The 19,320-nt window shown below is 71.4% G+C and carries 21 protein-coding genes; 9 read left to right on the forward strand and 12 right to left on the reverse strand.

From position 1 onward, the window contains the following. Positions 1–91: 91 nt before the first annotated feature. The 3 genes from VMV22_05640 (at position 92) to VMV22_05650 (ending at position 2,463) form a co-directional block, all read left to right on the forward strand. On the forward strand, positions 92–1,297 hold the full coding sequence (locus VMV22_05640; GenBank protein HUY21803.1) for an acyl-CoA dehydrogenase family protein: 1,206 nt from the start codon (positions 92–94) through the stop codon (positions 1,295–1,297). 81 nt (positions 1,298–1,378) lie between these two features. Beyond that, a complete protein-coding gene (locus VMV22_05645) occupies positions 1,379–1,936 on the forward strand; it encodes an rRNA adenine N(6)-methyltransferase family protein (GenBank protein ID HUY21804.1) in 558 nt (185 codons plus the stop codon). A 44-nt stretch (positions 1,937–1,980) separates the two neighbouring features. Then, the gene (locus VMV22_05650; protein HUY21805.1) at positions 1,981–2,463 is read left to right on the forward strand and encodes a GNAT family N-acetyltransferase; all 483 of its coding nucleotides are present in this window, start codon (positions 1,981–1,983) and stop codon (positions 2,461–2,463) included. 39 nt (positions 2,464–2,502) lie between these two features. Here VMV22_05650 and VMV22_05655 read toward each other — a convergent pair whose 3' ends face one another. The 5 genes from VMV22_05655 to VMV22_05675 form a co-directional block, all read right to left on the reverse strand. Beyond that, complete coding sequence (locus VMV22_05655) at positions 2,503–2,925, reverse strand: hypothetical protein (protein ID HUY21806.1); 423 nt, start codon at positions 2,923–2,925, stop codon at positions 2,503–2,505. Between the two features lie 196 nt (positions 2,926–3,121). Then, positions 3,122–3,568: a metallophosphoesterase family protein gene (locus tag VMV22_05660; GenBank protein HUY21807.1), complete on the reverse strand. Its 447-nt coding sequence runs from the start codon at positions 3,566–3,568 to the stop codon at positions 3,122–3,124. A gap of 362 nt (positions 3,569–3,930) precedes the next feature. After that, positions 3,931–4,410, reverse strand: a complete 480-nt coding sequence (locus VMV22_05665; GenBank protein ID HUY21808.1) for a hypothetical protein — start codon at positions 4,408–4,410, stop codon at positions 3,931–3,933. A 231-nt stretch (positions 4,411–4,641) separates the two neighbouring features. Further along, complete coding sequence (locus VMV22_05670) at positions 4,642–5,148, reverse strand: GNAT family N-acetyltransferase (GenBank protein ID HUY21809.1); 507 nt, start codon at positions 5,146–5,148, stop codon at positions 4,642–4,644. A gap of 139 nt (positions 5,149–5,287) precedes the next feature. Further along, positions 5,288–6,556: a GGDEF domain-containing protein gene (locus VMV22_05675; protein ID HUY21810.1), complete on the reverse strand. Its 1,269-nt coding sequence runs from the start codon at positions 6,554–6,556 to the stop codon at positions 5,288–5,290. Between the two features lie 226 nt (positions 6,557–6,782). On the opposite strand from VMV22_05675, the gene VMV22_05680 reads away from it, so the two are divergent. After that, positions 6,783–7,526: a site-2 protease family protein gene (locus VMV22_05680; GenBank protein ID HUY21811.1), complete on the forward strand. Its 744-nt coding sequence runs from the start codon at positions 6,783–6,785 to the stop codon at positions 7,524–7,526. Positions 7,527–7,707: 181 nt separating this feature from the next. Here the strand turns inward: VMV22_05680 and VMV22_05685 are convergent, their stop codons facing one another. The 4 genes from VMV22_05685 to VMV22_05700 form a co-directional block, all read right to left on the reverse strand. After that, a complete protein-coding gene (locus tag VMV22_05685) occupies positions 7,708–8,337 on the reverse strand; it encodes a response regulator transcription factor (protein ID HUY21812.1) in 630 nt (209 codons plus the stop codon). 8 nt (positions 8,338–8,345) lie between these two features. Then, a complete protein-coding gene (locus VMV22_05690; protein HUY21813.1) occupies positions 8,346–9,341 on the reverse strand; it encodes a histidine kinase in 996 nt (331 codons plus the stop codon). A gap of 205 nt (positions 9,342–9,546) precedes the next feature. Beyond that, a complete protein-coding gene (locus VMV22_05695) occupies positions 9,547–10,077 on the reverse strand; it encodes a hypothetical protein (protein ID HUY21814.1) in 531 nt (176 codons plus the stop codon). A gap of 308 nt (positions 10,078–10,385) precedes the next feature. Then, positions 10,386–10,841: a hypothetical protein gene (locus VMV22_05700; GenBank protein HUY21815.1), complete on the reverse strand. Its 456-nt coding sequence runs from the start codon at positions 10,839–10,841 to the stop codon at positions 10,386–10,388. A 312-nt stretch (positions 10,842–11,153) separates the two neighbouring features. Between VMV22_05700 and VMV22_05705 the strand changes: the two genes are divergently transcribed. Further along, complete coding sequence (locus VMV22_05705) at positions 11,154–11,312, forward strand: hypothetical protein (protein HUY21816.1); 159 nt, start codon at positions 11,154–11,156, stop codon at positions 11,310–11,312. 254 nt (positions 11,313–11,566) lie between these two features. Continuing rightward, positions 11,567–12,937 carry a hypothetical protein gene (locus tag VMV22_05710; GenBank protein HUY21817.1) on the forward strand — a complete coding sequence of 457 codons (1,371 nt, stop codon included), beginning with the start codon at positions 11,567–11,569 and terminating at the stop codon, positions 12,935–12,937. 1,035 nt (positions 12,938–13,972) lie between these two features. Here VMV22_05710 and VMV22_05715 read toward each other — a convergent pair. Continuing rightward, positions 13,973–14,302 (reverse strand): hypothetical protein, encoded by a 330-nt coding sequence (locus VMV22_05715; protein HUY21818.1) that lies wholly within the window; start codon positions 14,300–14,302, stop codon positions 13,973–13,975. A 442-nt stretch (positions 14,303–14,744) separates the two neighbouring features. Between VMV22_05715 and VMV22_05720 the strand changes: the two genes are divergently transcribed. Then, positions 14,745–15,485 carry a hypothetical protein gene (locus VMV22_05720; GenBank protein ID HUY21819.1) on the forward strand — a complete coding sequence of 247 codons (741 nt, stop codon included), beginning with the start codon at positions 14,745–14,747 and terminating at the stop codon, positions 15,483–15,485. An 18-nt stretch (positions 15,486–15,503) separates the two neighbouring features. Here VMV22_05720 and VMV22_05725 read toward each other — a convergent pair whose 3' ends face one another. Together VMV22_05725 and VMV22_05730 are read right to left on the reverse strand one after the other, a co-directional pair. Then, positions 15,504–17,189, reverse strand: coding sequence for a GMC family oxidoreductase (locus tag VMV22_05725; protein HUY21820.1), 1,686 nt, complete (start codon positions 17,187–17,189; stop codon positions 15,504–15,506). Further along, on the reverse strand, positions 17,186–17,746 hold the full coding sequence (locus tag VMV22_05730; protein ID HUY21821.1) for a gluconate 2-dehydrogenase subunit 3 family protein: 561 nt from the start codon (positions 17,744–17,746) through the stop codon (positions 17,186–17,188). The genes VMV22_05725 and VMV22_05730 overlap by 4 nt, the downstream gene beginning before the upstream one ends. A gap of 111 nt (positions 17,747–17,857) precedes the next feature. Here VMV22_05730 and VMV22_05735 point away from each other — a divergent pair, with 111 nt between their 5' ends. Together VMV22_05735 and VMV22_05740 are read left to right on the forward strand one after the other, a co-directional pair. Further along, complete coding sequence (locus VMV22_05735; protein HUY21822.1) at positions 17,858–18,949, forward strand: alkaline phosphatase family protein; 1,092 nt, start codon at positions 17,858–17,860, stop codon at positions 18,947–18,949. Then, positions 18,946–19,248, forward strand: coding sequence for a DUF503 domain-containing protein (locus tag VMV22_05740; GenBank protein HUY21823.1), 303 nt, complete (start codon positions 18,946–18,948; stop codon positions 19,246–19,248). The genes VMV22_05735 and VMV22_05740 overlap by 4 nt, the downstream gene beginning before the upstream one ends. Positions 19,249–19,320 lie beyond the last annotated feature (72 nt).

Raw genomic sequence — 19,320 nt, forward strand, 5'->3', positions numbered from 1 at the left:
CCGGGAGGAGCGCGGGACGGGCCGGGAACGGCCCGTCCCGCCGCTCCCGGCCGGATGACGCCCCCCGGGCGCTGTCGTTAACGTTGGTCGCATGCCCCTCACCGACGCCGTGACCACCGACGAGGACCTCGTCCGCTCCCGGCTCCGGGACCTCCTCACGACCCACGACCCCGCCACCACGGGCGTGGTGGCGTTCCTCGGCGCCCGTTTCGACCTCGGGCTCGCCTGGGTGTCGTTCCCCGAAGGGCTCGGCGGCCTCGGCGTGGGCCCCGACCTGCAGGGCGTCGTGGAGCGCGAGCTGCGCGTCGCCGGCGCGCCCAACGAGTCGGACCGCAACGTCATCGGCTACGGCATGGCAGCGCCCACCATCCTCGCCCACGGCACCGAGGAGCAGCGGGCCCGGTACCTGCGGCCCCTGTTCACGTGCGAGGAGGTGTGGTGCCAGCTCTTCAGCGAGCCCGGCGCCGGCTCCGACGTCGCCGGCCTCGCCACCCGGGCGGTGCGCGACGGTGACGAATGGGTCGTGAACGGCCAGAAGGTGTGGACCACGCTGGCACACACGGCGCGATGGGGCCTGCTCGTGGCGCGCACCGACCCCGACGTCCCCAAGCACCGGGGCATGACGTACTTCGTCGTCGACATGAACGCCCCCGGCGTCGAGGTCCGCCCCTTGCGCCAGATCACCGGGGACGCCGAGTTCAACGAGGTCTTCTTCACCGACGTGCGCATCCCCGACAGCCAGCGCCTCGACGCCGTGGGCGCGGGCTGGCGGGTGGCCACCACCACCCTCATGAACGAGCGGGTGGCGATCGGCGGCGGGGTCCCGGCGCGCAACGCCGGCCCCATCCACGAAGCGCTGCGGATCTGGAGGGACTCCCCGGACAAGACCGGGGCCAAGCGCGCCAAACTGATGGCGCTGTGGGTGGAGGCCGAGGTGGCGCGCCTCACCAACATGCGCGCCCGGGCGCTGCGCCGCGCCGGCACGCCCGGGCCCGAGGGCAGCGTGGCGAAGCTCGTCGGTGCCGAGCTCAACAAGCGCGTCTACGAGCTGTGCGTCGACCTGCTCGGCATGCACGGCACGCTCTTCCCCACCGACTACGCGATGCGCAGGCCCGACCGTGCGGTGTTCGCCGGGGGGACCGACGCCCGGTACGCCTTCCTCCGCAGCCGTGCCAATTCCATCGAGGGTGGCACCTCGGAGATCATGCGCACCATCCTCGGCGAGCGGGTTCTGGGCCTGCCGGGCGAGCCCCGCCTGGACAAGGACCTGCCCTGGGCGGCGATCCCCCGCAGCTGACCCGTCGGGCGCGCGGTGGCGCGCCCGCGCCGGCCCCGGAATACGATCCACGCGTGGGAGCGACCATGACCATGATGCTCCGTGGCCGGGCCTTCCCGGACACGGTGGGGGTGGCACCGCCTCGATAGGCACTGGGCCGGCCTGCTCGTCGCCGACGCCGGTGTCGGGCCGGGCGACCTCGTCGTCGACGTCGGGGCGGGATCGGGCGCGCTGACGGTGCCGCTGGTCGCCGCCGGGGCGCGGGTGATCGCCGTGGAGCTGCACCCCGATCGAGCCCGCCGGCTGCGCCACGAGTTCCGGGGCCGCCCGGTGACCGTCGTCGAAGCCGACGCCGCCGACCTGCGCCTCCCGCGGCGCCCGTTCCGCGTGGTCGCCAACCCCCCGTTCGCGGTGACGACGGCCCTGGTGCGCCGCCTGCTGGCACCGGGGAGCCGGCTGGTGGCGGCCGACCTCGTCGTGCCCCGCTACGTGGCCCGGCGCTGGGTCGGCCCGGGCGCGCCGGGCCGCGCCCGGTGGACACGGTCCTTCACCGTGTCGACGGGACGCACCGTCCCACGGCGCGCCCTGCACCCGCCGCCGCCATGCGACGCCGTCGTGCTCGTCGTCCGGCGCCGGCCCGGCACCCTCCCACGGCCATGACGTGCGTCGTTGGCACGACGCGGCCCGCCGTTGGAGAATCGGCCATGGAGCCCTCGCCGTCCACCCGCCCCGCACCCGTCCCCGCACCCGTCCCCGCACCCGCACCCGCACCATGGGTCATGCGCCGGGGCCGATCCGACGACGCCGAGGACGTGGTGGCGCTGTGGCGCCGTGCGGGAGCCGAGCCCACCGTGACCGACGACCCCGCCAGCGTGCGGGCGCTGTGCGCCCATGACCCCGCGGCCCTCGTCGTCGCCGAGGTCGACGCTCGGATCGTGGGGAGCGTCATGGCGTGCTTCGACGGATGGCGGGCGAGCTTCTACCGGCTGGCCGTCCACCCGGAGTGGCGGCGGCGGGGGCTCGGCCTGGCCCTGGTGGCCGAGGCCGAGCACCGCCTGCGCGCCGTGGGGGCCCGGCGGGTGAACGCCCTCGTGGTGTCGGACCACCCCCATGCCGTGCGCTTCTGGGAGGCGGCCGGCTACACCCGCGACCCCCGCATGCACCGGCACGTGAAGACGCTCAGCTGACACACAGGGCGCTGTACGGCGGCCCCGATGTGGACGCGGTCACATGGCACGCATGAGACCTCGAGACGACGCCGAGCCAACCGATACCACTCGCCGTCGACGCGCCATGGCCGGGGCGCGGTGGACGTCACGGTCGATCGCGCTCCTCGCCACGGGCGCGGCCGCCGTGGTGGGACTGGCCCTGGCGCCCAGGATCCAGGGCACGAGCGCTCCAGCGTCGGCGGTGCCGGGCACGTCGGCGGCGGGCACGCCGACACGATCGGCCACCGGGTCGACGGGATCGGGCGCGGCGACGGCGAGCAGCACGCCGAGCGCCACTCCCAGGCCCGCCACGGTCGTGTCCGGGGGGACGGCCACCGCCGGCGCCTCGACGGTGTCGGCGTCACCGGCATCCACGTCATCGGCATCCACGTCATCGGTCGCCGGCACCCGGAGCTCGGGAACGACGTCGACCACCGCCACCGGCGGCCGCGACGACTGACGCCGTGCCTCACGATGGTCTCCGACATGCTGTGGCGACTGGCGCAGCGCCAGGCACCCGCCGCCCGGCCCGGCTCGGCGCGCGACCCCGACCCGGACTACTGACGGGCGCGGCGCCCCGGCCGGCACGCGGTCGGCCGCCGAGGCGACCCGGCCCGCGGCGACCGCCAGGAGCGCGTCAGAAGACGGACCGCGCCGGGACCACGGCGCCGGCGAGGTCGCACTCCTCCGTGCCCAGCAGCGACACCCACCGGGCCCGACCGGCGGTGAAGTCGACGTCGACATGGGCCGGCACCTTCCCGATCTGGTGGCCGGCGTTGAAGACCCACGTGTCGCCGATGCGGTCGACCCACGAGCCGTCGGGCTGGAACGGTGACTCGTGCACGTGGCCCGTGATCACCACATCGGGCCGGTAGTCGCCGATCCAGCCGCCGACGTCGGCATCGCCGTAGTGGCGTCGACCGGTCCAGCACGTGGGGGACCCGAGCAGCGGCCAGTGGTAGACCCAGACCCAGCGCGCCGGGCGGCGAGCGGCGTCGGCGGCCAGCTGCTCCTCCACGGCGGCCCGGCCGATCGGCCCGTCCCACCACGGACAGACGGTGACGAGCGTGTCGTCGACGAGCACCGAGTCGCCGTCCGTCGGTGGGGATCCCCGCCGCCCTCACCTCGCCGAGCCACAGGGCCGACTGCTCACCGTGCGCGTCGGGCCCGGTGAGATCGTGGTTGCCGGAGCTGATGGCGACGCGGCCGGCCTCGTGCAGCAACGAGATGTAGCCCACCATGACGACGCTCTGCGCGTCGAGGGGGACCGCCGAGCTGATGCTGAGGTTGTCACCGGCGAGCACGACGAGGTCGAAGTCCGGCGCGTCGGCGACGACCCAGTCGAGCTGGGGCAGCGAGCAGTGAAGGTCGGAGACGAGGAGGATCCGCACGGGCCCCGGTGGTCGTCGGTGGTCGTCGGTGGAGACGCCAGCGTAGGCCGGGCGCTCAGCTCTCGATGCGGACGGAGCTCACGTACCAGCCGCCGGGCGCCTGCGACACCGACAGCTGGTAGATGGCGGCGTTCACGGGGCCGCCGCCGGGGGGCCCGAAGGTGCAGATGAGCGGGAGGAACGCCGAGGTGCACCCCCGGTCGATGGCGAACCCGCTGCGATACGGGACGGCGAAGAGCGTGGCCACGGCGTCGGGGGTCGCCACCGTCAGCGCCCGGGCGTTGTTCCCCGTGGCCCAGGCCGACACGAGCGAGGTGGCGGCGCCCTCGGCGGAGGGTTGCGGCGACCCCGGGACGGCGACAGTGGTCGTCGTCGGGGGCGGCGGGCTCGTGGTCGTCGTGGTCGTGGAGGTGGTGCTGGTCGGTGCCACCGTGCTCGTGGGAAGCGTCGTCGGCACGGCCGCCCGGGAGGTCCCGCAGCTCGTCACCACCACACCCACGAGCGCGACAGCCAGGACGGCGGACGCGTCTCGCACGGGCCACCGGGAGTCGGTGGAGCGAGGGCGCCCGGGCCCATCGGCGTGACGGGTCAGACGGGCGGCACGAGACGTCATGGTCCCATTGTGACAAATCCGCTCACCGTCCCCGGTCGCGCCGGCCCCGTGATGCACCCGTCCGGCGCCGCGGGACCACCTGCGGGGGGGCGTCCGGCGGCGGGACAGCGTCGAGGAGGCTGCTCGTCCACGACCCCGCGTGAACCCGGGGCGTCAAGGCAGCGGCCGCCGGTAGCGGACCTCGTCGACCGCCGTGCCCCAGACCTCATCGGTCCGACGCAGCCCGTCGGGTGCCCACCGGTCACGGTCGTAGAAGCGCTGGGCACGCACGTTCCCGACCATGACCCAGAGCACCGCCCGGCGGTGGCCCCGGGCCCCGAGGCGCGCCCGCGCCTCGGCCATCAGGCGCCGGCCCACGCCCGACCCCCACGCGGGCGGGTCGACGTACAGAGCGAGGACCTCGCCCGCGCCGGCGACGTCGGGGTCGCGCGCCGCGCCGGTGGTGGCGAAGCCGCGCACAGAGCCGTCGGCGACGGCCACGATGGTCGACGGCAGGCCCGGGCCCGTCGCCCCCAGGTCGTAGCGCGCGGCGCGCTCGTGGGGCCGCAGCGAGTCGAGGTACTCGTCGGCGAGCAGGCCCCGGTAGCCGACCTGCCACGACCGGACGTGGACGCCGGCCACCTCGGCGGTATCGTCCGGCCGGGCGTCGCGGACCGTCACCACCAGCGCGCTCGGGTGCGCGACGTCCGGAACGACGGCATGCCGTGACGGTCCTGCTGGGTCGCCTCGGGCACGGCGGGGGCCACCGCGCGGGAAGCCCGGAGCGAGGCCATGGACGCAGAGGGTACGCGAGCGGTGCCTACGACGTGGGGTCGTGGGCGACGCTCGAGGGGAAGCGGACCGCCACGGCGTCGCGTCCCGAGCGCTTCACCTCGTACAGGGCGAAATCGGCGTCGTCGAACATCTGCTCGGTCGTCGACACCGACCGGTCCAGGCCGCTCACGCCCACGCTGATCGTCACCGGGACCTCCAGGACCGCGGGGACGTCGCTGCGGATCCGTTCGGCCAGCGCGGCGGCCGCCGACGGCTCGGTGTCGGGCATGAGCACCGCGAACTCGTCGCCCCCCAGCCTCCCGACGACGTCGAAGCTGCGGGAGTGCGCCAACAGGGCGGCGCCGAAAGCGGCCAGGACGTGGTCCCCCACGAGGTGCCCGTAGGTGTCGTTGACCTGCTTGAAGTTGTCGAGGTCGATCAGCACGAGGCTCAACGAGTGCCCGTGGCGCTGCGACCGGGCGACCTCGTCCCTGAACCGCTGGTGGAAGACGCGGTGCACGGCGCACCCCGTCAGCCCGTCGGTGGCGGCCATCTCGACGATCGTGTCGGCCAGGACGGCTTCGTGACGCTCCCGGCGGACGCGGTTTCGTGCCGCCGCCACCGACAGCACCGAGGATCCGGCCAGGACGGCGCCCAGCATCAACGCCGTGTTCCCGGCCGCTCCGGGGACGTGATTCGTGGCGACGACGAACGCCAGGGATGCCAGGCTCGACGCGCCACATGCGGCCGCCGCCGCCGGCGAGAAGGCCCACCCGGCGAAGCTGATGGGGAGGAACAGCAGGATCAGCATCGGGCTGCGCAGCCCGCCGTCGATGTCGGCGACCGCACCCACCGCGAACGCCGACAGGACGGTCCAGCCGGCCGAGAAGGTCGCCCGCCAGGCTTTGGCGGCCACCAACCGGACGAGCCAGAGGTTGACCGCGGCGAGAACGAGCCACGAGGCGGCGACGATCCACAGCAGCGGTCGGTGAGGCCCGTGGGGCGTCGTGCCCAGGTAGCCGAGGACCACCACGGTCTCCGCCAGGAAGACCCCGAAGCCGATCCGCATGTGGGTCAGCCAGAACCCTCGGTGGACCTCCCCGCCGACGACATGCGGGAACCCCGAGCCGTCGTCCGAGCCGATCCGGCGTGACACCTCCCCGTCCGGCGCCGGGCGGGGACCGACCGGTCCGTCGGTCCCGCCGTCGACGGCGGGTCCCGGCCCCTCGACGGAGGCGCTGACCTGGGGATCAACCAGCGCTATGCCCCCGGCCCGGGGGCTGCGCGGGTGCTTGAAGACCCCGGGTCGAGCCATGCGTCTCTTATCGGCGTGAGAGCCACGGCACCGTAGGGGTCGTCGGACCCGTTTCCGGCGCTTCACCGCCCGCGGCCAGGCCCGGCGGGCGGCGGGGTACGCCCCGGGCCGCCGAATGGACGTTGTGCCCTGGCGCCGATGCCGGCCCACGCGCATCCTGGCGGTAGGGCCTGGTCGCGAGGCAGGTGCCCGCATGGCGCAGCAAGGCCGGATGACACGGCGACGCATGACACGAAGCTCGATCCGGGTCGCCCGCATCGGCGGGATCGACATCCGCGTGCACTGGACCTTCCTCGTCCTGCTGGTGCTGGTCGCGTGGGCCGATGCAGGCGCCCCGGGCACCGCCGGCGTGAGCCTGGTGTGGATCGCCGCCGTCTTCGCCTCGGTGCTCGTCCACGAGTACGCCCACTGTGTCGTCGCCCGGCGCCGCGGGGCCGTCGTGGAGGACATCCTGCTCCTGCCCATCGGGGGCCTCTCGCAGATGTCCACGATGCCCGAGGCAGCGGGCGACGAGCTGGCCATCGCGATCATGGGGCCGCTCACCAGCCTGGGCCTGGCGGTCCTCGCCGCCATCGGGGGCCTGGCTGTCGGCGCCCACCTGTGGCCACCCACCCTGTTCGCCGGCTCCTGGTTCGCCCGGATCGCGTGGCTGAACGCGCTGCTCGGCGGCTTCAACCTGCTGCCCGCGCTGCCCATGGACGGCGGGCGGGTGCTGCGGGCGGCTCTCGAGCGAAATCACGACCGTCTGACCGCCACGCGCCAGGCCGGGAGGATCGCCAGGATCCTCGCCGCGGTCATGGTCGCCGTCGGCTTCTTCTACGACTTCTGGCTCGTCCTCATCGGGCTGTTCGTCTACATGGGCGCCACCGCCGAGGAACAGGCGGCCCAGACCCACGGCCACGGGCCGGCGGAACCGAGCCACCCGGCGCCGCACCCGCCCCCGCCCCCGCCCTTGCCCCCGCCCGGGTGATCGTCAAGACCGGTCGACCCGCCCGACAACTGACCGGCAAGCGCCACCTGGACCCAGACTCCGAAGCGCCCCCCGAGCAGTACCCGTTGGGTGAAGGTCAGCCCTCGCTCTGGCGCCCCGCACTAATCCCGCAGTCGATGGCGGACGGTGCGATCACAGCCGTCCAGATCGGGCCCAATGGTCACCCGGCGAGACCACGGCGATGGGCGTAGGCAACTGCCTGGGAGCGGTCCCGGCTCCCGGTCTTTGCGAAGATGCGGTTCACATGGGTCTTCACGGTGGCCTCGCTCACAAAGAGTTGTCCCGCGATCTCGGCGTTGGAGCGGCCGGCGGCGATGAGCCGAAGGACCTCTCCCTCTCGCTCGGTCAACCCGTCCGGCAGGGGGCCTCCCGCCACCGGCGTACCCGGCAAGGAGGCCACGTCCACGAGCCGGGCCTGGACCGCCGGGTCCAGAACGGCTTGGCCTGAAGCCGCCGCTTCGAGGGCTCGGCCGATGTGATCACGGCCGGCGTCTTTGGTGAGGTACCCGATCGCTCCCGCCCGCAGGGCCCCAACGATGGACCCGTCATCGGCATAGGTGGTGAGCACCACCACCTGGGTCTCGGGATGGTCGGTGCGGATGCGCCTCGTCGCCTCCACGCCGTCCACTCGGGGCATCCGGAGATCCATCAACACGACCTCCGGGGCGAATTCCGCGACCAGGGCGACCGCTTCCTCGCCATCGGCCGCAGCCCCCACCACTTCGATGCCGGGCATGGTCTCCAGCAACGTGACCAGACCCTCCCGGACGACTGTCTGGTCGTCGGCCACCACGACTCTCACCCCGGCACCGCCACCTGGACGGTCCAACCCAGCGTGCTCGGCTGGGCGACGACCTGGCCGCCCAACAGCTCGATCCGCTCGCGCATGCCTTGGAGGCCGAAGCCACCTCCTGTCGTCTTGAGTTCGCTCGTGGCGTCACCGTCAGGGCATCGACCGTTGGTGACCATCAAGGTCGTCGACCGCGGGTCGAAATCGAGATGGATCGAGACCGGCGCCCCGGGCGCGTGTTTCCGGGCATTGGTGACCGCCTCCTGGGCGGCGCGATACAGCGCCAGCCCGGTATCGGCTGCGAGCGGACGGGGCGCACCGGTCACGGTCAGCTCGGCGCCATCACGTGCGGCGAGCGAGGCCAGTTGCTCGGCAAGCGCCACCGGGTCGTCACGCAGTGCGTGCACGGCCTGGCGTGTCTCCTCCAACCCCTGGACGGCGAGCCGACGAGCCTGTTGGACCAACTGACGAGCCTTGGCGCTGTCGTCGCCCTTCTCCAAGAGCGCGTCGGCGGCGTCCAGCTGGACCGACAAAGCGCCGAGGGAGTGGGCCAGTACGTCGTGCACCTCGCGTCCGATTCGGTTGCGTTCAGCGAGCGCGGCCGCTCGATCCCGCTCTGCATCGGCCCGGACCCGTTCAGCCAGGAGCTGCTCGGCCTGAAACGTCCGTTCCACGTATTGGCGCCGGCTGGCGCCGACCATGAGCCCGAGGACGACGGAGACCGCCCCCTCGGCGACAAGGACGGTGGGAGCGCCCACCGCCAACGTGGCCACCACCAGCGCGCCAATCCCGATCCCTCCCACGCCCAACGCCGGTAGTGCCTCGAAGGCGATCGCCGCACCGAGACCGGCTACCGCCATGAAGGTGATGGCACTGGGCGCTAAGGCCGCGAGGGCACCTCCGGACGCCGCCAGGAGCGCGAGGAGACACCACGTCGTGCGCCCCGAGGCTCGGAGGCGACGGCTGGCCATCCAGCCCACCCATCCGATCCCGGCGCCGACCATCGACACCCACCTCACCGGGTGGTCGGCCCGCACGCCGCTCGGTGGCGGCTGGTGCCCGGCGGTCCAGAGGAGTGCCGCCAGCCCGGCGAGGCGAGCGACAGTGAGGAGGCGCTCTGTGCTCGTCCCCCCATGTCCTCGGAGTTGGGATGCCAGCCCCACGGACACGATGATCCCACCTGACCGCTGGTCCCGGCGCTTTCGAGGCTCAGGCCGCCGCCGGAGACCGCAGCAGTCCGCCACGCTCGATGACGGCACCCGTGCGGCGGGCCTTGAGGTAGAGGACGCCGGTCCGGGCGGCCACCTCGGCCATCGCCATGAGGACGAACGCCGCACCCCAGGCAGCGCCCGAGGTGATGTGGTGGAAGGCGCTGAACCGGGCGACGGCCGCCTGCCCGCCGTGCCCCACCCACAGGGCGAAGCCCGTGCGGGCACCGATACCGACCACCCAGAGGACGGCGGCCACCAGGCCCGCCTTGGCAAAGGCGCCGGCCCCGTCGCGTCGGATCGTGGTCAATAGCCCGGCCAGCGCCCCCAAGGCGCCGCCCACGCACACGAACCCGACGACCAGCACGAGGTCGTTGCCGGCGGTGGGAACGGCGTGGAGGAACTGGGCGGCAACGAAGACCGTGGCCACCAACGGGAACAGCAGACGGGCACGAGTCACCTTGTGCCCCCGGATCTGGAGGACGACCAAGCCGATGAGGGCGATGTTCATGAGGTAATCGGTGAATGTCATGTCGCCAGTGTCTGACACCAAGGTCCGTCCGGCATCAGCCCACGGGTGGATCCCAGGGTGGATTCCGTCTCCACCCTGGCGATGAGGTCGCCGGCGCGCACCATTGCGTGTCCGTCCAAGATGGTCTTGCAGGCTCCCACAACGAGCCGGACTCGCCTACTTCGCACGCCGCGTCGCCCCGCGGGCCCAGCCGGCAACGCCGTCCCAGCGTCGTAGCGGGTGGTCGCCCCGGAAGGGTGAGGGATGCGTCGGCCGGGTTCCGCCAAGATGCGCTGGCGCCGGCGACTCGGTTTGTCGGCGACGGACGTCTAGAAGTTCGGGATCGAGAAGGTCGGCGAAGTCTGTAGGTAGCTCGTGACATCCCAAAGCGTGTCCTGGAACTCGGTGGCAACGCGCTCGTCGTAGTTGAGCTGCAATGTCACCGGCTGCCCATCGGTCGTCAGCTGGCCGAGCACCATCGAGCCGGTCCACGTGACATTCACGGCTTGCCCGTGAGTGTCCAGGGTGGCGAGAGGAGCCCACAGGATGGCATTGATCGAGTTGAGGCTCTTCCCGACCTCGATATTCCCGCCTCCGTACAAGGAGAGCTGCAGATCGGTCGGATCCCCCACGATCTGCGAGCTTCCGGACACGCAATTCGTCGTTGCGTTACCCGGCGTGGGGCTCCCGACCTCGCACGCGTTGATCGTCGCTCCGCTGCCCGTGTCGAGCGTCAGATTGGAAGCCCCCGGACGGGGCAACGCCGACGGGGCCTGAAGGGCCAAGACGCCGCCTCGAGCCGAGGGTCCGGCGCCAGGGAGCCTGACGGGGCGGCCGGAACCGTTCCGGTGCTGCGAACGGCTGTGATCGGCTCCCACGGCCCCCGGCTCCCCTGACCGCCCAGGGGTCCTTCGGCTCCGTGAGCACCCTCCATCAGCCAACGCGGTCCGTGGCGACACAAATACTCAATCTTGCCGATGTTCACCTTCTGCCCCGTCGGACAAGCTGAGACCATGAAGACATGAACCCTCAAGCGCCTGATCGCCCTGTCTGTGGCAGGGGGATCACTGTTTGGAGTCAGCCTGGCAACCACCGGCGTGGCATCGGCCACCCCGTCCTGCGTGGACCTGGCCGACCACGGGGTCGGGAACCTGGGCGATCCCGGCAACAGTGGCAACCACCACAACGAATCCCAGGGCGTGGGCAACCACGGCGACCCCGGCAACGGCGTGGGCCACTACTGCCCCCATGAGTAGCAGGACGTCGAAAGGAAGAACTTCCCACCGCCCGAACGCCCCCGCGCGGAGGCTTGGGCTTGGGTCGAATCGATCGCCACTGGCTGAACGGAGCGAGAGCACTCGCGTAGGGCCCGGCGGTCCGGCAGCTCCGCCACCCGCGCCACGACCTGCCAACGGCTGGCAATTCCAGCGATCGTCGCCAGCACGCACAGCGTATGCATCGACGCTGATTTCTCATCTACCCTGGCTCCGGACGGGGACGGGGGGACAAGATGGCAAGACGCAGTAGTGGTTCGTGGACGTCGCGATCGAACAGGTTCGCCGCCGGAGGCCCAACTTCCACTCGACGGCGCTGGTCGTTCGTCGCAGCGATCGTGCTGGCTGCTTTCGCATCGAACACGGTGATCTCGGCAGCGAATGCCGCCACCACGACAAAGCCGTACTCGATCAACATTACGACCCCGGACCCGCTTCATCCCCATGACGTCGGCGCCGGATCGTCCACGTCGTTTACCGCCACGCTGGTCAACGAGGCGAATCCTCAGTCTCTGGGGTCAGCCAACATCACCGCACCCCCCGGCTTCACCGTGACGGGGGCGTCACCCGGCAACATCGCGACAGTCGCCGGCAACGTCGTTCAACTACGCAATCTCGGTATCCCGCCGGGCCAGAGCGTCGCAGTGACGATTCAAGCCACCGCCCCGTGCACGGCCGGGACCGAGCTGTGGCAGTCGCAGGCGAAGCAGTCGAACGACTTCAACGGGCCTCCGGGTAACGCCTTCGTGATCGACAGCACCAACACCAATCTCACCACCACGGTCGATGGAGGATGCCAGCTGAATTTCGTGACCCAGCCGACTGACGCCGTGGTCAAGAGCACCATCAGCACCTCGCCGTTCAACACCCCACCGGGCGGCCCGGTGCAGGTCGAGGTCCTCGACGGCAACGGGGTACGAGTCACCTCGTCCACCGTCGCCATCACCTTGGCGATCGGTGCCGACTCGCCGAACCCGGCTCCGGGGGCATTGCTCTCAGGTGCCACGTCCGTGACACAGAACGCCGTTACAGGGGTCGCCAGTTTCAGTACCCTTTCCGTCAACCTGCACGGTGATTACGACCTGTCGGCCACCTCTCCGGGGATCACGTCCGCCACGTCGAACGTCTTCTCCATATGGGACGTCGCCACCGCCTGCACCGCTGGGAAGACGTGCACGGCCACGATCAACCAGACGAACTCCATGTCCACGTCAGCAAGCGGCACCTCCTCGACGGACGGCTTCCTCCTCGAATCGTTGGGCGAGGGCACGCTCACCTGCGGGGACAACTTCCACCACGCACCGAGCGTCACCACGTTGTCGGAACGCAACTTCACGTCATTGAGTACCAAGACCGTCGTGCTCCAGATCGACAAGACCGTCGTCCAGCAACAGGGACCCAACAACGGTGTCTCCTTCTACCAAGTGTGCTACTCCTCGGGGACGCCCTTCACGGATCGCTACGGGAACACCACGACACTCGGTCTTCTGCCGGACTGCACCTCGCAGTCGCCGACCCCGCCGTGCGTCGCGTCGAAGACGAAGGACAAGGCCGGTGACGTGATCGAGACCCTGACGTTGCCGGGCGGAGACCCCAGATTCCACTAAATGATTGGGCTCTCCTGACCCATCCGTGGGTGCCATGAGCCGCTGAGACGCGAGCAACGCCGCTTCCTGCCTACGTTTTCGGACTGTTCGAAGGTTCGAAGACAAGGCGAGGAGGGCGGCGTGCTCGGTTCCAAGGTGAGCACCATGGTCACGATCACTACTCGATCACTGCGCTGGAGGACACGCCACTTCCAGAGTCAGGCACGGTGCCGTCGCCCCACGCCAGCGTCCGGCAATGTCTCTCGACCAGTCTCTCGATTGGTGGACGGAAGAGGCAGGCGACGGAGAGGGAATCCGCCGTGGCCTCGATGCTGGTTTGGCATTTGGTGGAGCAGAAGTCCTGGTCAGAGCCTCATGGCGTGCTACCCGTCATCCTTTGTTTTCCCTGGTCACAGCCCCTATACGGATCTTAGGGGCTTAAGACGGATTGACTTTGTTCCCAGTCGCCGTACAATCGCCGTACAGAGGCCGGTAGGCTCAGTAAAGGACTGGATATGGCGAAGACTGCGAGAATCGAATTGCGAGCCGCTCCGGAGCAGGAGCAGCGGATCCGTTCGGCTGCCGGTCTCGTCAATCAGTCCCTGACTGCCTTCATGCTGACTGCCGCCGTCGAGAGAGCGGACGCCGTAATAGCTACCTGGTCGACAACCACGGTCTCGCCCGAGTTCTTCGACCAGCTCTTGCAAGCGCTGGAGCGGCCGGCGCAGAGTAGCGAGGCGCTGACGAGGGCGGTGGAACGGCGTCGGACGAGCGTGGAAGGAACGGGTCAAGTCGGGCCTGCCTCGGTTGGAGTATGAATCTGAATCCCTAGGACCGGACCACGATCTTTCGAGCTTCGAGTGTGGCAAGGCAGAACTTGATCGGTGGCTGAGTGAATCGGCCAGGCATGCTGCTGCGAATCGAACCGCTCTAACGTTTGTATGGCTGGATGGGAACCAAGTAGTCGGCTATTACGCTGTCGCCGCCCATGAGATTCTGCGTGAGGCGATCCGCCACAAGATCGGGAGAGGTAGCCCCGACAGGATTCCAGCTGTCCTATTGGCAAAGTTGGCGCTTGATTCGCGGCTCCATGGCCGCCACCTGGGTGGAAGCTTGCTGGTGGACGCTTTGGAGCGGATTCTTGTTGCGGCAGAAGATGTTGGTGCCCGGTTTGTCGTCGTAGACGCGATTGACGACGAAGCTGCACGTTTCTACGAACACTTTGGTTTCGTACGGACGGAACCGGGGGGCCTCCGCCTCGTACGAAAGGTGTCGGATATTGAGAATTCGTTCGGGCCGGATTCGGAGTCCGGCGGAGGTGCGGAGGCTTCCAAGTAGCGGACGCTTAGGCATGCCAGGGTGCTCTACCTGGAAGGCGTTCGGCATGCGGGTCTCATGCCCCCTCGTCTATGGCCCCGCCGGCCCGTCGTGCGCCCGGCCTCGGATGCCACGTCCGTCGGGCCCGAACACGATGAACTCGGCGCACTCCTGGCCCCGGTGGTTGCGGTAGCTGAGAGCGATGCTGTCGTGCCCGACCAGGAGGGTCCGGGACTCGAACCGCAGGTCGGGGTGGGCGTCGAGCCCCGTGCGCCAGAGGTCCGCAACGCATCGTGTCCGTCCACCGTGCCCGACGGGTCGCCCGTGATCGTGGCGACGAGCGGGCTCGTGAACACCGCGTCCGCCACCCAGTGGCGCATGACCCGATCGAGGTGGTGTGCGTTGCACGCCTCGTACCACTCCCGAGCGCACTCCCGGGGCGTCGTCGTCACCGAGCACCGTGGCCACCTCCGCTCACCGTGACTGCACACCGGCCGCTACGCTCGCACCCGTGCACGTCATCGACGACGTCGTGGCCAAAGGCGTACGCGAACGCCGGTTCGACGTGATGCGCGGCGAGCGCCGGATCCCCGGGGTCCTGTGGACGCCGGCGGAGAGCTCCGCGCCGAGCCCGGTGGTGATGCTGGGCCACGGCGCCTCGGGGACCAAGCGCGAGGACTACATCGTCGCCCTGGCACGCGGCCTGGTGCGGCACCATGGCCTGTGCGCCGTGGCCATCGACGGGCCCGTGCACGGCGACCGGCGCGCCGACGGCGTCATGGACGGCGAGCGCGCCTTCCTCGACTTCGCCCAGGCGTGGTCGGCCGACCACGGCCTCATCGACGCCATGGTGGCCGACTGGCGCACCGTGCTCGACGCCGTGCAGGCTCTCCACGAGGTGGCCGATGGCCCCTGCGGGTGGTGGGGCCTGTCCATGGGGACCATCTTCGGCCTTCCCGTGGTGGCGGCCGAGCCCCGGGTGGCGGTGGCCGTGCTCGGGCTCATGGCGATCGCGGGGCCGACCAGGGAGCGGTTCGCCGCCGACGCGCCGGCGGTACGGTGCCCGGTGCTGTTCCTCGTGCAGTGGGACGACGAGCTCTTCGACCGGGAGCGGTCGTTCGAGCTCTTCGGCGCCCTCGGGAGCACGGACAAGCGCATGCACGCCCACCCCGGGATGCACGCCGAGGTGCCCGCCGAGGAATTCGAGGCGAGCGGGCGTTTCCTCGCCTCGCACCTCGACCGTCAGCCGTAGCGCCCCACCCACGCACGCTCAGCTGGGAGCCGAGCCCCCGACCATCGCCGTCGCGGCCCGGGCCGCCAGCGCCACCAGCGTGAGCGTGGGGCCGTATCCGGCCGAGGTGACGAACACCGAGGAGTCGGCCACCACCACGTTCTCGAGGCCGTGCACCCGTCCGTAGGCGTCGACGACCGACGTCCGTGGGTCGTGGCCCATCCGGGTGGTGCCCATGACGTGACGGCTCATGGGAACGGCCGCCTCCGCGCCGCGGCGATCCTCCCTCCCCTGGTGGTCGCGCCCGCCGACCTGCGGCGACGTGGCCGTCATGGTCCAGGTCGCCCCCATGTCCTGGAGGATGCGCACCATGCTCGGGGCATGGTGCGCCGAGGCCACCTCCTCGTGGCGGTGCGGTCGGTAGGTGATGCGGGCCACCGGGAACCCCCGCACGTCGCGCACGGTCGGGTCGAGGTCCACGCGGTTGGTGGCCTGGGCGAGGTCCTCGCCCTGCATGGTGAAGGCCCACATGCGGTCGCGCATGGGCGACGAGCGCATGAGCGACTTGTGCTTCGCCCCCCAGGGGTAGAGCTTCGCCTCCATGACCGGCAGGCTGGGGCCGCCGTGCTCGACCAGGCCCCCGCGGACCCACGGCAGGCCCGCCGCACGGGCCGCGGCCCTGGCGGCGTCGTCGACGATCACAGCGTCGTCGTGGAGGTGGGTCACGGCCCGCCCCTTGTGGCCGTGCACGCGCTCAGGGAGGATGCCGATGGCGAAGGTCTGAAAGTGAACCATCAGGTACCGGCCCACCAGCGGGTCGTCGATGCCCGACAGGAGCAGCAGGCGCGGGGTTTCGATGGCGCCGGCGGCGATGACGACGTGCCGGGCGTCGATCGCCCGCGTGGCGCCGTCGGGCCCCACCACCTCCACGCCCGTGGCCCGGCGCCCGTCGCTGCGCACCCGGGCCACGAAGGTCTCGCTCAGCAGCTCGGCGTGGCCCGACGCCATGGCCCGGCGCAGCATGGCCACCGGGTCGCCCTTGGCATGGATGGGGCAGCCGAAGAACGCACAGAACCCGCAGTTGTTGCACGCCGGCCGGCCGTCGTAGGGGACGGAGTTCGCCGCCGTCGGTGCCGCGTACGGGTGCAGCCCCTGGCGCTCGGCCGCCGCCGTCGACAGCACGGCGCCGTACATCGGGGCCCCGGAGGGCATGGGGTACGGGCCCGAGCGCCACGCCGCGAAGGGATTGGCGCCGGCCTCGCCGGCCACCCCGACGGAGCGCTCGGCCTCGGCGTAGAAGGGCTCGAGGTCGTCGTAGGTGATCGGCCAGTCGTCGACGTCGGCGCCGTCGACGGGGCCGTGGGTGCTGCGCAGGGTGAAGTCCTCCTCGCGAAAGCGCGGCACCTTGCCATCCGCGTGTGTCCCTCCGCCGCCGACGGTCGTGGGGATGGAGTTGACCTCTCCCACATGGGAGTGGTCGCCCTCCTCCTCACCGGTACGGAACGTGCGCGGCTCGATGATCGGGTCGGGCCCGAGGAAGTGCCGGTGCACGAACTTGAGCTCGTCGTTGGAGTAGTCCGCGGCGGGACGCGACAGGTCATCGGGGTCGAGCAGGTGATTCCGGCCCTTCTCGACGATGACCACGGACCACCCCGCCCGGGTGAGGACGTCGGCCACCGTGGCACCCCCGGGGCCCGACCCCACGATGACGGCGTCGACCGTCACGGGCCCGCCACCTCGGCGTCGCTCCAGCCGCGCGGCTGGACGTCCCCGGGGTACCCGATGGCGTCCCACCCCGTGCCGTCGCGGTTGCCGCCGTACTCGGGCGCGCCGTACATGCCCTCGCAGCAGTGCTCGTACAGCAGCGCGGTGAACTCGGCCGTGGCGCGCAGACGCTCGTCCTGCTCTCCGGGCCCGACGTCGCAGAACCCGGCTCCGAGGTCCTGCAGCCCCGCCCGGTAGCGCTCCTGCAGGCCGACCACGGGCCCGTTGAACTCGCGCTCGACCAGGCCGCGCGACCCTTCGATGCGCGTCCGCCACGCCAGCTCGTCGAGCGGCGTCAGGCGGTGGAACCGCGAGAAACCGGCCTCGCCGCCGTGGCGGCCCGACGTCGGGCCCCCTGCCCAGATCCGGGGCGGGTCGACGAGGAAGGCACCGAGCAGGCCGTCGATGTACTCCGGCACCCCGGCGCTCACCGCCCCGGGCGACTCGTCCTCGGGGATGAGGCGCTCGCAGGCCGCCTGGAGGATCCGGTACTCGCCGTCGGTGAGCCACGTCGGCATCAGGCGCCGCGGCCCCCTGCCCCGTGCCGGCGCGTCGCCGCGGCCCCCGTCCCTGACACCGGCGTCACCGTAGCAGTGGCCGCCCGGCGGGCTGCCGTTATCCTCGCCACGGTGGACACGCGCCGCTCCCACGGGCACTCCCGGTCACCGCGGGCACGGCGCACGCTGGCCCCGGCCGTTCTGGCGGCCGTGGCGGCCGTGGCGGCCACCACCCTGGCGGGATGCGGCGCCGGACACAGCGGCACCGCTCCGCATCCGGGCACTCCCACCTCGGCCCGCGCTCGGTCCACCACGACGCGCCCGCCGTCGGGCACCTCGGCTGCCACCACCACCGTTCTGGCGGCGGGCGCCGGGCGCGAAGGGGTCCCCGCCTTCGCGCACCTGTTCGTCGTCGTCATGGAGAACCTCGACCGCCAGGAAGCCCTGGCGGTGCCCGCCGTCGCCGCGCTGGCCCACCGCTACGCCAGCGCCGACGCCTGGTACGCGGTCGCACATCCGAGCCTGCCCAACTACCTGGCGCTCGCGTCCGGCTCGACCTGGGGCGTCTCCTCGGACTGCACGTCGTGCATCCAGACCGGCGCAAACCTGGCGACGCAGCTGTCGGCCGCCGGCATCCCCTGGGGCGCGTACTTCGAGGGCATGCCGGGGAACTGCTTCCTCGGGCCTCAGTCGCCCGACGGCAGCTACGCCGCCAAGCACGACCCGTTCGCGTACTTCACCGACGTGCGTGCCGACCCGTCGGTGTGCGCCCATCTCCAACCGCTGCACGCCCTGACGCCCCTCCTGGCGCCGGGGGCTCCCGCCTCCGGCGTCCCCCGCTTCGTGTGGGTGACCCCCGATCTGTGTCACAGCGGCCACGACTGCGGCGCGGCCGCCGGGGGCGCCTGGCTCTCCGGGTTCGTCGCCACCGTCACCACCAGCGCCGCCTGGGCCGACAACGGCGCACTCGTGGTCACGTGGGACGAGGGGGCCGACTCCGCCAGCGCGTCGTCCGGTGCGATCACCGACAGCGGGGGTGGGGGGAACGTCCTCACGCTCGTCATCGCCCCCCACGTCCGCGCCGGTCTGCGCGTGGGCACGCTCTTCGACCACTACTCGTTCTTGCGCACCGTGGAGGACGCCTTCGGCCTGCCGCTCCTCGGTGGTGCCGCCGCCCGCACCACGGTGCCCATGTCGGCGTTCTGGGCGGGGACCGGCCCGTGAGCGCTCTGCACGTCGGGGCCCTCGAGATGGACCTGCACCTCGGGGAGAGCGCCTCGCTCAAGGCCAAGCGGGCCGTGGTGCGCCCCATCGTGGAGGGGGCCCGGCACCGCTTCGGGGTCTCGGCCGCCGAGGTCGCCCACCACGACCGCTGGCAGCTGGCCGGCGTCGCCTTCAGCGTCGTGGCACCGACGGCGCGGCGCGCGGAGGAGATCCTCGACCGGGTGGAGCGCTTCGTGTGGTCGCACCCCGAGGTCAGCGTGGTCTCGAGCGTGCGACACTGGCTCGACACCGACCCATGACGGGCCGCCGGGCGCAAGGGGGGGCCAGCCGATGACCGCTCGGCCGACAGCGGGCTCCGACGGCGGGGCCGG

It is taken from the genome of Acidimicrobiales bacterium (genome assembly GCA_035531755.1).
Lineage (GTDB): Bacteria > Actinomycetota > Acidimicrobiia > Acidimicrobiales > UBA8190 > DATKSK01.

What these genes read in the sequence shown, in the direction of transcription:
- VMV22_05640 (HUY21803.1), top strand. Translation starts at nt 92, where the DNA reads ATGCCCCTCACCGACGCCGTGACCACCGACGAGGACCTCGTCCGCTCC.
- VMV22_05650 (HUY21805.1), top strand. Translation starts at nt 1,981, where the DNA reads ATGGAGCCCTCGCCGTCCACCCGCCCCGCACCCGTCCCCGCACCCGTC.
- VMV22_05675 (HUY21810.1), bottom strand. Translation starts at nt 6,556, where the DNA reads ATGGCTCGACCCGGGGTCTTCAAGCACCCGCGCAGCCCCCGGGCCGGG.
- VMV22_05680 (HUY21811.1), top strand. Translation starts at nt 6,783, where the DNA reads ATGACACGAAGCTCGATCCGGGTCGCCCGCATCGGCGGGATCGACATC.
- VMV22_05690 (HUY21813.1), bottom strand. Translation starts at nt 9,341, where the DNA reads ATGGTCGGCGCCGGGATCGGATGGGTGGGCTGGATGGCCAGCCGTCGC.
- VMV22_05695 (HUY21814.1), bottom strand. Translation starts at nt 10,077, where the DNA reads ATGACATTCACCGATTACCTCATGAACATCGCCCTCATCGGCTTGGTC.
- VMV22_05710 (HUY21817.1), top strand. Translation starts at nt 11,567, where the DNA reads ATGGCAAGACGCAGTAGTGGTTCGTGGACGTCGCGATCGAACAGGTTC.
- VMV22_05715 (HUY21818.1), bottom strand. Translation starts at nt 14,302, where the DNA reads ATGCCGAACGCCTTCCAGGTAGAGCACCCTGGCATGCCTAAGCGTCCG.
- VMV22_05730 (HUY21821.1), bottom strand. Translation starts at nt 17,746, where the DNA reads ATGCCGACGTGGCTCACCGACGGCGAGTACCGGATCCTCCAGGCGGCC.